The 12367-nt window shown below is 60.7% G+C and carries 11 protein-coding genes; 3 read left to right on the forward strand and 8 right to left on the reverse strand.

The features are described from left to right. Positions 1 to 456 precede the first annotated feature (456 nt). The 4 genes from F3J24_RS21215 to F3J24_RS21230 are packed head-to-tail and all read right to left on the reverse strand — an operon-like array spanning position 457 to position 3102. A complete protein-coding gene (locus F3J24_RS21215; protein ID WP_370527755.1) occupies positions 457 to 1434 on the reverse strand; it encodes an ADP-ribosylglycohydrolase family protein in 978 nt (325 codons plus the stop codon). Beyond that, complete coding sequence (locus tag F3J24_RS21220) at positions 1365 to 1934, reverse strand: NADAR family protein (protein WP_167010387.1); 570 nt, start codon at positions 1932 to 1934, stop codon at positions 1365 to 1367. Before F3J24_RS21220 ends, F3J24_RS21215 begins: the two co-directional genes overlap by 70 nt. Further along, positions 1931 to 2554 carry an HAD family hydrolase gene (locus tag F3J24_RS21225; protein WP_167010388.1) on the reverse strand — a complete coding sequence of 208 codons (624 nt, stop codon included), beginning with the start codon at positions 2552 to 2554 and terminating at the stop codon, positions 1931 to 1933. Before F3J24_RS21225 ends, F3J24_RS21220 begins: the two co-directional genes overlap by 4 nt. Beyond that, on the reverse strand, positions 2551 to 3102 hold the full coding sequence (locus F3J24_RS21230; protein ID WP_167010389.1) for an RNA 2'-phosphotransferase: 552 nt from the start codon (positions 3100 to 3102) through the stop codon (positions 2551 to 2553). Before F3J24_RS21230 ends, F3J24_RS21225 begins: the two co-directional genes overlap by 4 nt. 169 nt (positions 3103 to 3271) lie before the next feature. On the opposite strand from F3J24_RS21230, the gene F3J24_RS21235 reads away from it, so the two are divergent. Then, a complete protein-coding gene (locus F3J24_RS21235) occupies positions 3272 to 4006 on the forward strand; it encodes an NUDIX domain-containing protein (RefSeq protein WP_167010391.1) in 735 nt (244 codons plus the stop codon). Positions 4007 to 4065: 59 nt separating this feature from the next. Then, complete coding sequence (locus F3J24_RS21240; protein WP_167010393.1) at positions 4066 to 6072, forward strand: U32 family peptidase; 2007 nt, start codon at positions 4066 to 4068, stop codon at positions 6070 to 6072. A gap of 258 nt (positions 6073 to 6330) precedes the next feature. On the opposite strand, the gene F3J24_RS21245 is transcribed toward F3J24_RS21240, so the two are convergent. The 3 genes from F3J24_RS21245 to F3J24_RS21255 all read right to left on the reverse strand — a co-directional run bounded on the left by F3J24_RS21245 (position 6331) and on the right by F3J24_RS21255 (position 9556). Next, positions 6331 to 7272, reverse strand: coding sequence for an alpha/beta hydrolase (locus tag F3J24_RS21245; RefSeq protein WP_167010395.1), 942 nt, complete (start codon positions 7270 to 7272; stop codon positions 6331 to 6333). Positions 7273 to 7333: 61 nt separating this feature from the next. Beyond that, entirely contained in the window at positions 7334 to 8797 is a 1464-nt protein-coding gene (locus tag F3J24_RS21250; RefSeq protein ID WP_167010397.1) for an NAD(P)/FAD-dependent oxidoreductase, read from the reverse strand. Positions 8798 to 8806: 9 nt separating this feature from the next. After that, entirely contained in the window at positions 8807 to 9556 is a 750-nt protein-coding gene (locus tag F3J24_RS21255) for an SDR family NAD(P)-dependent oxidoreductase (RefSeq protein ID WP_167010399.1), read from the reverse strand. A gap of 309 nt (positions 9557 to 9865) precedes the next feature. Between F3J24_RS21255 and F3J24_RS21260 the strand changes: the two genes are divergently transcribed. Beyond that, positions 9866 to 10663 (forward strand): SDR family oxidoreductase, encoded by a 798-nt coding sequence (locus F3J24_RS21260; RefSeq protein ID WP_167010401.1) that lies wholly within the window; start codon positions 9866 to 9868, stop codon positions 10661 to 10663. Between the two features lie 54 nt (positions 10664 to 10717). On the opposite strand, the gene F3J24_RS21265 is transcribed toward F3J24_RS21260, so the two are convergent. Then, complete coding sequence (locus F3J24_RS21265) at positions 10718 to 12325, reverse strand: class I adenylate-forming enzyme family protein (protein WP_167010403.1); 1608 nt, start codon at positions 12323 to 12325, stop codon at positions 10718 to 10720. Positions 12326 to 12367 lie beyond the last annotated feature (42 nt).

Here is a 12367-nt window from a genome sequence, read left to right on the forward strand (position 1 = left end):
GCGGAAGGCTGTGGCATGCAAGCCTACGCCAGACCGGAGCCTGCTGCGTGTCGGCAAATCTTGCATACCACGTCAATGTGCAACCGAAGGACAGTCCCTGGAGTAGATCTCCATGGTGGGAAGGCTGCAGAGCTGTATCTGGCTCGGGTCTGCTGGCACTGAGCACAGACTCCGGTTACTGACGATAGGGCTGCTGAACCTGGCGACTTCGCTCGCGCGCCGCCGCTCCGTCAGCGCTTTGATTGTGCCCCGTTGACGGCGACGACGTCTGCCGCAGCGGATTTTCCTGGCCGCAGTACAAGCTTTTTCATCACCCGCCCAAGACTGGCAGCAGCATCAAAGCGCACAGACCCCAAGCCACTTTCGCGTTCTCCACCGAGGCGGCTTGGGCCGGTTCGCACAATCTCGCGATCCTCATGTTTCAACGGAGCCCGCAACGTTTGCCGCCAGGAGCCCTCAGCCAGCCAGCACCTGATTCAGCGCGTGTACAGACTGCGCCAGCGCGCGAATCTCGGTCTGCTGGTGCAGTCTTTCCAGCCAGTGCGCAGGAATGCCGCTGCGGGCCCAGAATGCTCCCGCAATCTGGCCGGCAATGGCCGCTGTGGTGTCGGCATCGTCGCCCAGATTGGCCGCCTCCAGCACGACGGCTTCAAAGCTCTCGTGCCGGTCAAAACACCATAAAGCGGCCTCAAGACTGTGCACCACATAGCCCGAGCTCTGGATCTGCTCGCGACTTTTGCTGCGCCAGCTGCCTTGCGCAATCTCGGCGATGCGCGGGCTGCCAAACGGCAGCGCAGCCAGATCCAGCACCTGTGCCTTGTTGGCGCCCAGCAGGGCGCGGCTCAACGCCACGGCAAACAGACGACAGGCATCCAGACATTCCGCAGCCGCATGGGTGGTGCGAGAACTCAGCGCCGCCATCTCCTGCACTCTTTGTTCATCGTGGGCATACGCCATGGCCACCGGCGCCAGCCGCATCAACGAGCCATTGCCGGCGCTGCGCGCGTCCTCACTGCCCGCGAGCGCATTGCCGGTACGCAGGTACTGCTGTATCGCTTCGCGCGTTGCCATGCCGATATCAAAGCATTGACCGGTGGAACTCCAATAGCCCCACTGGTACCAGTTGGCATAGCGCGTAATCTGGTCCCTGGGATCGCAATCGCTTTTGACGATCAGGCTCTCGGCCAGGCACAAAGCCATAGACGTGTCATCCGTCCATTGTCCGGCCCTCAGCGAAAACGGCCCGCCCCCCACCATATCGGTCAGCGGCTCGAAGCTGCCGCGCGCCCGGAACTCCAGTGTCGTGCCCACGGCATCGCCGCAAGCGAGCCCCAGCAGAGCACCTTCAAAACGATCCAGCGTGCTCATTGTCCGGCCCTCAACTGAGCGCGCGCGGCCATCAGCGCAAAACCCAGCAGGTTCTGTCCATGCCATTTGCGCGGCTGCTCGGCGTCGGGATGGGTGGCGCCCAGGCCGATGCCCCAGATGCGGTCGCGCGGACTGGCCTCGACCAGCACACGTTCACCGGTTCTCAGCAGAAACTCCCCCATGGCCGGGTTCTGGGCGAATTTGGCGACATTGGCGCTCACCACGATGTCGAAGCACTCCGCCTTCCAGCGTGCCTCGTCGAAATTGCGCACGCTGCGCCCAATCTGCTTGGCACTGGCCGGAGACGGCGCAGACAGTACCTGCGCGCGCGCCTCTTCATCCCCAAACAGCCGCGCCTTGCCTGCCATCATGAAATGCTCCGCCGTGGCAAAGCGATCCCCCTCGACGATGAATGGAGCAGAAAACCACTGGCTCAGGCAGCCTTTGCCCACCGAGCCATTCCTTTCGGCCTGATGGCCCCAGAAACAAAGGTATTTGGGACGGTAGCCCTGGTCGAGCTGGGCCACCAGATCGGCTACGGATCGAATTTCGTAATCTCGGTTCATGTCTGTTCTTCTTGATATTGATTGAGCCACCAACGGGAAAAGTCCCACAGAGTGGCATGAGTGGAGTCAATGGCCTGCAGACCCGGCCCCGTATTGGGTGACCCGCCTTGCTCGCGGAGCACGAGCGCCTTGTGAATCCGGGCATCCACGCCGTCGAAATACGGCAGAAAGTCATCGACAAATGCCAGAGGCTTCAACTGCGCCAGGGCTTTTGCCTTGGGGCTGGGACCCGGAGCGGCACTGCCGCTGGTGGCGATCACACGCGATATGGGAAAGCCCAACCGCCGCAGATTGATCTGCCTTGCCTCGGCGAACTGCGGCTGGATTGCCGACACGCAGACCAACTCATAACCAGCAGTGCACAGTTGCTCACAAGCCTGGAGCGCACCCGCAATCGCGGGAATGCTTGACCAGAACTGCGCATCAAGGCTGGCGCGAAAGCAGCTCAAGGCTTCGCCCTGCAGGCTGGCGACACCCCAGCGGTCCATGGCCCAGTAGGCATCAGGCCGCTTCAGCGCGGGCCGCTCGCCAAATACCCGCTCCCAGGCTGATGCATATGCCAGGTTGTAGTCCAGCAAAACGCCATCCGCGTCAACGGCGATGATTCCCGAGGCATTCATGGCACCAGCTTCAGCAGATACCGGACCGGAACGACATCGGTCAGCCAGACACCGTTATCGGAGCGGTAGAACACATGGCCCTCGCCCTGCATGCGCGCGGCGTCCACCTGCAGCAGGGCCAGCTTGCCATGGCGACTGCCGACCTGAGCGGCCACTTCCACGCTTTCGGACAGATGGACATGGTGACGTGACTGCCGGTTCAGACCCTCATGAAAAATCGCATCCAGAAAACGCGTGGCCGTGCCGTGGTAGAGCACTGCAGGAGGACTGCTGGCTTCAAGACCCAATTCGACCTTGATGGAGTGGCCCTGATTGGCGCGTATGCGCTTGCCATCCGCGCTGAAGGAATAGCGCTGCTTGTTGTTGTCCGCCACGATGCGCTGCAGCTCTTCCAGACGGGTCGGCCGGCCAGAGCGCGCCAGGCAGGCCAGCAGCTCATCGGTCCGGGCCCAGCCCGCCTCGTCGAGCTTGAGTCCTATGGTCTCAGGGCTATGCTTCAGAACCAGGCTGAGGAATTTGCTGCGCGCGGTGGTGTTTTGGTCTTTCATTTTCTTGTTCTCTTTTTCTCTTTGGTCCAGGCGGCCTGCCTGGTGCTCGGCAGGTGCTTGCGCTACCGGGGCAGCCAGGGCCTGCCTAGCTTGCTCTACTTAAGTTGCATTGAGCAACTTAAGCAAGTTGTACAATACAATCCATCATTCATCCCGTCAAGCCTGATTCATGAGCGTTACACAGCGTCACTCCAAGCCAGCGCCGGACTTTCCTCGCCCCTACACCACGGTGGATGTGGTGATCTTCACGATTGCGCAAGACCGCTTGAATGTATTGCTGGTGCAACGCCCAGGCCACGAAGATGACCCATTTCCCGGCCTCTGGGCTTTGCCCGGCGGATTTGTGAACGTGGATCTAGATGCCGATCTGCAGGCCTGTGCCGCGCGCAAGCTCAAGGAGAAGACGGGTGTGGACAGCCCCTATCTGGAGCAGCTCGGCAGCTGGGGCAGCGCCCTGCGCGATCCCCGTGGCTGGTCGGCCACCCATGTGTACTTCGCGCTGATTCCCGCCCATGAGCTGCAACTGACCAAAGGCGCCAATGCGGCCGATGTGGCCTGGTTCGAGGTGGATACGCTGCTGGCCCGCCCTACACTGGCGTTCGACCATGGCTGCATCCTGCAGGCGGCGGTGGAACGTCTGCGCAGCAAGGTCGAGTACACCTCGCTGCCCGCTTTTTTACTGAGCGAGCCTTTTACCCTGCCCCAGTTGCAGCAAGTCTATGAAACCGTGCTGGGGCGCAATGTGGACAAGAGCGGCTTTCGCACCCGAATGCTGGCAGCGAACTTTCTGATCGAGGCCGGCCATGTGGAAGGCACGTCGAATCGTCCCGCCATGGGCTACCGGCTGGCGGACCGCAGCGGGCCCGTGGTTTTCCCCCGAACCTTCAGCCCACGCGGCCACTGATACAGGCGATTACCCACCGCTGTGCCGAAACCGGGGCTTGCTGAGATAATCCTGCCCCTATGTCTCTCCTGCCCCACCAGCTCGAACTCCTGTCCCCGGCGCGTGATGCCGATATCGGCATCGAAGCCGTCAATCATGGCGCGGACGCCGTCTATATCGGCGGCCCGGCCTTTGGCGCGCGCGCGACGGCAGGCAATGACATCCGCGACCTGGAGCGGCTCATCAAGCATGCCCACCGCTTCGGCAGCCGCATCTTCATCACGCTCAACACCATCTTGCGCGACGATGAGCTGCAAGGCGCGCGCGATATGGCCTGGCAGATCTACAACGCCGGAGCCGATGCACTGATCATTCAGGACATGGGTCTGCTGGAACTGGACCTGCCACCCATCCAGTTGCACGCGTCCACCCAGACCGATATCCGCACGCCCGAGAAGGGCCGCTTTCTGCAGGACGCCGGTCTGTCGCAGATCGTGCTGGCGCGCGAACTGGACCTCAAGCAGATTGCCGCTGTGCGCGCCGCAACAGACCCGAGCCGCACCACCATCGAATACTTTGTGCATGGCGCACTGTGCGTGGCCTATTCGGGCCAGTGCTTCATCAGCCATGCCCATACGGGGCGCAGCGCCAATCGCGGCGACTGCAACCAGGCCTGCCGTCTGCCCTATGAGGTGACGGATGCCAGCGGCCGCATCATCGCGCATGAAAAGCACGTGCTGTCCATGAAGGACAACAACCAAAGCGACAACCTGCGTGCCCTGATCGACGCCGGCGTGCGCAGCTTCAAGATCGAGGGCCGCTACAAGGACATGGGCTATGTGAAGAACATCACGGCCCATTACCGCAAGCTGCTCGACGAAATCATCGAGGAGCGCGAGTTCTCGGATCAGCCGCTGGCGCGCTCGTCGTCAGGCCGCACCACCTTCTCGTTCGAACCCGATCCGGACCAGAACTTTAACCGCGAGTTCACCGACTACTTCGTCAACGGCCGCAAGGATGACATCGGCGCCTTCGACACGCCCAAGACACCGGGTCGTGCCATCGGCTGGGTGACCCAGGTCGGCGACAAATGGTTCGAGATCGAGACCAGCGACAAGGCCGCCGAGCTGCACAACGGCGACGGCCTGTGCTACTACGATCTGCAAAAGGAACTGGTCGGCGTGCACATCAACCGTGCCGAATGCGTGAGTGCCAAAAAAGGCATCTGGCGCGTCTTCCCGAAGAACGAGATTGCCGAGTTCAAGGACCTGCGCAAGGGCCTGGAAATCAACCGCAACCGCGATATGGACTGGGTGCGCACACTGGAGAAGAAGTCCAGCGAACGCCGCATCGGTCTGTGGGCCGAGTTCAAGGAGACCGCTTCCGGCTTCGCGCTGACGCTTACCGATGAGGACGGCTTTGTCGGCACTGCCGCCATTGACCAGGAACACCAGAGCGCTACCGATGCCGCAAAGGCCCAGGCCTCGCTGCGCGAGCAACTGGGACGCTTTGGCGCCACGGTCTTCGAGGTGAACGATATTTCGCTGAGCCTGAGCCAGCCCTGGTTTGTCCCGGCATCGGTACTTAACCAGCTGCGCCGCGATGCCGTTGCCGCATTGGAGCAAGCCCGCGCCGACGGCTTTATGCGCCTGCCCCGCGCCAAGCCCGTGGAGCCGCCCGTGCCCTTCCCTGAAGACACGCTGACCTATCTGGCCAATGTCTACAACCAGAAGGCCCATGACTTCTATGTCAAACATGGCGTGAAGATCATCGACGCTGCCTACGAGAGCAAGGAAGAGGAAGGCGAAGTCTCGCTGATGATCACCAAGCACTGCGTGCGCTTCTCGATGAGCCTGTGCCCCAAGCAGGCTAAGGGCGTGATCGGCGTCAAGGGCACCATCAAGGCCGAGCCGCTGCAGCTGATCAACGGCAAGGAAAAGCTCACACTGCGTTTTGACTGCAAGCCCTGCGAAATGCATGTGGTGGGCAAGATGAAGAAGTCGGTGCTCAACCAGCATGCCAGGGAAATGAAGGAGTCTCCCATGCAGTTCTACCGCACGCGCCCCACACCTCAGCAGCCTTCCTGAGCGTGCGCCAGCCCCAAAAAAAGCCCGCCACCGGCAACGGTTGGCGGGCTTTTTTACAGGCTCTAAACCACTGGTAAAAACCCTTGGTTTAATCCCTTCACGCAAATCGTCTATTTTTTAGGCAATCCGTGCAAAGCACCATCTGGTGCGGCTTTCAGAGCTTGAAAGCATAGTTTTCCACAAGAGCGTCCACATGATGCGGGGATAAAAACTGAGGCATCCATCACACACAACTGTATGCATGAACAGTTGCAGAAATCAGTGCCTGACAAGCGCCGAGGTCTCGGCTGGGGACAGCTTTGCACAAGCCTCTTCGAGCAGCCTTGCCACCGCCGGCACCAGGGTACTGAAGTTGGCAAACCCATGCAACATGCCTTGCGCACGAAGGCTGGAAACGGGTACGCCGGCCTGCTGCAGGCGCTGGCCAAAAGCCTCACCCTCGTCGCGCAATATATCCAGCTCCGCCGTCACCAGCACCGCAGCGGGCAGACCCGCAAGATCGGGGTACTGCATGATGGAGGCCAGAGGATGTGCCGGCATGGCGGGGTGATAGTGATGCCACATCGCGGCCATGGCTTCGGTGGTGAGAAACGGCATCTGCCCGTACAGCGCATGCGATGGCGCGTCCATATGCGCATCGCAGACCGGATAGAGCAGCAGTTGCCGGGCTATGCCTTTCCAGCCCTCCTCCTTCGCGCGCAGGCAGGTGGCTACGGCCAGATTGCCCCCCGCGCTGTCGCCCGCCACCATCAGCTGCCGCGCGTCGCAATGCAGCTCGGCCGCATGCTGTGCCACCCAGCGCGTAGCGGCATAGGCGTCGTCCAGCGCGGCAGGGAAGACATGCTCGGGAGCCAGGCGGTAGTCGGCCGACACCAGATTCATGCCGGTCAGGCGCGCCAAGTGACGGCACAGATTGTCATGCGTGTCCAGCGTGCCTATGCACCAGCCGCCGCCGTGGAAATAGACCATGACCGGCGCTGCCTGCGCGGTGCCGGGACGGTAAAGGCGCAGCTTCAGCGGTTGGCCGTCGCCGCCGGGAATGCAGAGCTCGCGCACCTCATGCATGGGCAGGTCGACAGGCGGGAAGGCCATATGGTCCATGAGCTTGCGGATTTCGGGCACCGGAGTGGTCACAAAATCCATGGACGGAGCATCCTTGAACTGCTCCAGCACGGCTGCCATTTCGGGGTGTATCTGCATCGGGACTCCTTGAGGTGGATGGAGCGCGCCCGCTCGGGTCTGACCGGGCGCAAGGTGGCAATCAGGCCGCCAGCTCTTCGGTCTGGTGATGGATGTAGTCCTGCCATACCGGCTTGCTCATTTCCTGCCTGAAGCGCGACTGCGACCAGGGCCAGGTGTTGGGCACGCCGTTCTTGTCCAGGTACCAGCTGCTGCAGCCCGAGCCGAAGACCGAGCCTTTGGCGGCCAGCAAGCGCTCACGGTCGTACTGCGCCAGCGCTTCGGGCCTGGCCGATAGCCCAGCCACACCGGCTTGCTCGCCGCGCTCTATCAGCTGCGAGATATAGCCCCACTGCATTTCCGAGGTATCGATCAGCGAGAAATTGCCCACGGGAGAGGTCGGCCCGTTCATGAAATAGAAGTTGGGAAAGCCAGGCACCGAGATGGACTTGTAGGCCGTGGGCACATCGCTCCAGGCCTGCTCCAGCGTCGCAGCGTTTAGACCTTTCACATTCATGGGGCGCACATAGCGGTCGGTCTTGAATCCGGTCGCCAGCACGATGATGTCCACCTCGTGCAACACGCCGTCGCTGGTTCGCACGCCGCTTTTCTCGACCTGGGCGATAGCTTCGGTGATCAGCTCGGAATCCGGCTGCTGGATCGCCTGGTAATAGTCAGGCGAGTAAATCAGACGCTTGCAACCGGCGCGGTAATGGGGCTGCAGCTTTTGTCGCAAGGCCGCATCGGCCACCGAAGCATCGAGGTTGTCCTGGCAGATTTTCTGGATTTCCTGGATCTGCTCGGAATCCGGATCCAGCACCCCTTCGGTAAAACGCTCCACATTGGCCAGATAGGTGGGTTCGCGCTGCAGATAAACCAGCAGATCGCGGTTGCTGCGGAACTCGGCGCGCTGCTCTTCGCTGAAAGCCGGATTCTCGACCGGGAAGATCCATTGGGCCGTGCGCTGAAAATGCCGCACCTTGGAACGCGATGCGAGTGCCGAGACAATTTGCACGCCCGTTGATCCGGTGCCGATGATGGCGATCCTCTTGCCATCCAGCGGTACCGAATGATCCCAGCGCGCACTGTGAATCGTATTCCCCTCGAACTCCTCCAGGCCCTTGAGCTGCGGATAGTTGGGGTGGTGCAGCACACCTGTGGCGGCAATCACCACCTTGCCCTGGTAGTGCTTGCCATGCTGATCCTGCAGCGCCCAGGCCTCGCCCGTCCATTCGGCATGCGTGACTTCGGTATCGAACTGAGAAAAATCGGAAATACCGTATTTCCGGAACACGCCTTCGAAATACTGCTGAATCTCGGCTCCGGGCGGAAGCACCCGGGACCATTCGGGATTGGGCTCGAAAGAATAGGTATAAGCGTGCGATGGCACATCGCAAGTCAAACCTGGATAGGTATTATCTCTCCAGGTTCCGCCCAATGTTTTCTCCTTTTCCAGAATAATGAATTTCTTTCCGCTATTCTTGAGGTGAATACCCGCCAGAATACCGGACATTCCACAGCCAATCACGATGACATCATATTTCATTGGGAATCCTTAAATAGCAATTACCTTGGCTGCGGAAAACCCGCCATCCACCGGGAGATTGACCCCGGTAATAAATGAAGACATATCGGAAAGCAGAAATGCCACGGTATTGCCCACCTCTTGCGACTTGCCCGCCCGCCTGAGCAAATGCATGGCCTCGAAAGCCTGGCCCACGGGCTGCTCATCCAGCATGGTGGTCATGGGCGTACGGATATAGCCGGGACTGATGCTGTTGGCCCGTACGCCGCAGGGACCGAGTTCCGCTGCCAGACTGCGCACCATCTGGATCACCGCCCCCTTGGAGGTGCAATAGGCCAGATTGCTCGGGTTGCCCAGCATGCCGTTGATGCTGGCGATGGCGACGATGGAGCCCTGGCCTCGCTGTTTCATGTGGCTGGCCACGGCACGGGCACTGAGCATGGTCCCCGTCAGATTGACCTGCAGCACCTGCTCCCACTCCTGCAGCGCCATGTTCTCCAGATCGCCGACACGCGAGATGCCAGCCGAAGTCACCAGCCCGTCAATCTGCCCGTAGCGCTCCAGCATGGAAGCCACCAGCTCATGGGTCAGCTTCTCGCTGCTCACGTCGAGCCTGTGAAATTCGCAGCCCTGCGGCAAATCCTGGTTTTGCTGCAGATCGGCACACACCACCCTGGCGCCGCTGGCGGCCAAAGCCTGGGCACTGGCCAGGCCGATGCCCGACGCGCCGCCCGTGACCAGGATCACTTTGTCTTTCAAACCACTGATGAATGGATTCATTTCAAGCCTCAATACTGACTGACCGCCACCACTTGGCGATGAGGATTGAGATTTTTGGTTTTTTTCCGATTCAATTCACTCTGAATTTTCCTCTTTACAAAAACAGTTTGTGTTTACAGCCCCTGGTGAAAACCATTAATCCATTCGGACGTACTGTGCCCGGTTTTTTTATATGTCAAGCAGGTGTTTTCAGTAAACAAATCAATATGGACTGTGAACACCGCCAATAACTGTCAAGCGGGAATTCGCGGGAAATATCGACAAGCCGGCAATGCTTTAATCCACTCCTATTTATCCAATGAGGAAATCATGAAAGTTGCTGTCATCACCGGCGCAGCCAGTGGAATTGGTGCAGGCCTTGCCAAAAAAGCCGTCGCCCTTGGAATGCAGGTCGTGGTTGCCGACCGCGACCAGGCGGGTCTTGAGAAAGTCGTGCTGGAGTTGGGAGATCAGGCATTGGCCGTGGTCACCGATGTCACCAGTCAGGCATCGCTGGATGCCTTGGCCGACAAGGCCTATGCCGCTTTCGGTCAGGTCGATCTGCTGTTCAACAACGCAGGTGTGCTGAGCACCGGCAATAGCTGGGAAATCAGCGATGCCAGGTGGCAGCAGGCCTGGCAGGTCAATGTCAACGGCATCGTCAACGGCCTGCGCGCTTTTGTGCCGCGTCTGCTCAAGGCCAAACGGCCTGCCCGCATCATCAACACGGCATCGGTGGGCGGCTTTCTCCCCAGCGCCATGATGACGCCCTACTCCGCCACCAAGTTTGCGGTGGTGGCGCTGACCGAAGGCCTGGCTGGCGAACTCGCGGCCATCAATCCGCAGATCAAGGTTTCGCTGCTGGCACCTGGCCCCGTCAAGACCGCCATCTTCCGGGAAGCACCTGATGCGGCTTCGGCGCAGTTTCACGGCATGATGACCCATATGCTCGATGAAAACGGCCTGAGCACCGAGGAGTTTGCCGAGCGCGTCTTTACAGCCATCGAGCGCGGTGAATACTGGATCGTGCCCCAGCCCGAGATGCTGGACCCGCTGCTCAAGGCACGCAACAAGCTCATCGAAACCCGCGCCGATCCGGTCCTGAGCTGGGCGCGCGAGACCGCGTGAAACCAGGGCCGGCCTTGGCCAGCCCTGACAGCCCATGCAGTGAGAGGCCAGAGATCAGGTGCCCCACAATTCCCTGGCCAGTTGCTCGAACTGGCGGCGCATGACGTTCTTCTGCACCTTGCCCGTGGCCGTGGACGGAAAGGCCTCCACGAAATGTACCAGCTTGGGCATCTCGAACCCGCTGAGGTGATGGCGGCAATGGGCCAGAATCGACTCCGAGTCCACCTGCGCCCCCGGCTTGCGCATGACAAAGGCACAGACTGCCTCGCTCCAGTGGGGATGCGGCAGGCCGAACACGGCAGCGGCCGCCACTTCCGGGTGAGCCAGCACCACGGCTTCGACCTTCACGCTGGCAACGTTCTCACCGCCGGTCTTGATCATGTCCTTCTTGCGGTCGATGAACTCCATACGGCCCTGCGCGTCCCACATGCCCAGGTCGCCGGTATGGTGCCAGCCAAACTTCTGCGCCTCGGCCGTCGCCTTGGGGTCCTTGAAATAGCCCAGCATGGCATTGGGGCCGCGATGCACGATCTCGCCGATCTGGCCCGGCCCGAGCAGATTGCCACCATCATCCATGACGGCGGTCTCGCAAGTACTGAGGGAACGCCCCCAGAAATTGGCATCGCATTCGACATTGAGCAGGGGGTGGAAAGTCATGGTGGCCGGATAGATCTCGGTCTGCCCCGTGGCCAGGGAGATATTGCGGCACATGCGCTGCGCAATCAGGGCGATCAGGGGCTTTGGAATGGGCGCCATGGCATAGATGCATTGCCGTATGGTGGTCGGCGCAAAACCCGGATCCGCCAGTACCGCCGCATACATCAGGGGCAGGCCGACAAAGATCGTCACACCCTCCTTGATGACCAACTGTCCCACCTCGGCAGGCACGAACTGCCGCGTCAGCACGGTGCAGGCGCCTGTCGCCAGCGCGGTCTGTACCAGCGCATGCTGAGCGCAGTGGAACAGGGGAAGCCAGCCGCTGAGCACATCGGCCTCGTCATATTTCATCTCGTCGATATTGCCCTTGACCGCCGCATAGACAGAGAGATGGGAATGCACCACGCCCTTGGGATTGCCCGTGGTGCCGCTGGTGTACATGAGCAAGGCGGCCTGGTTGTCGTCGATATCGACCTCGGGCAAGGTATCGGCCTGACCTGCCTCTGCCTGCGCCAGAGACAGGCCCGGCAGCACTTGCTGCACTTGCTGCACTTGCTGCACTTGCGGCTGCTGCACGCGCGCGATGATGAGCGGCAACTGCAGCTGCTGCAAAAGCTCTGCCAGTCCTGGCAGGGCCAGTAATTCCTGATCGACCACTACTGCCGACACCTCTGCATGCCGCAGGATGTAATCGATACTCGATACCTCCAGCTTGATATTGACGGGCACCCACACCTGCCCGGCCTTGTGAATGGCGTTGCAGGCCACCACCATGTCTATGGAATTGGCGCACAGCATGCCGATCTGCTTGCCCGCGCCCAGCGTTGACAGCAGATAGCGTGCGAAACGCGAACTTCGCGCATCCAGCTCGGCATAGCTGATGCGTTCGGTGCCATCGACCAGCGCCGTACGGCTGCCGAACTTGCGCGCCGTGCGGTAGAGCAGATCACCCAGCGCAATGCGCCGGATGCGCCGTGCCTCCTTCGTCAGACTCATCTCGATCATGGTTTGTCTCCTTGATAGTGTGCAACCCGGAACCCATAACCC

Source organism: Comamonas sp. Tr-654 (assembly GCF_011752915.1).
GTDB lineage: Bacteria > Pseudomonadota > Gammaproteobacteria > Burkholderiales > Burkholderiaceae_C > Comamonas.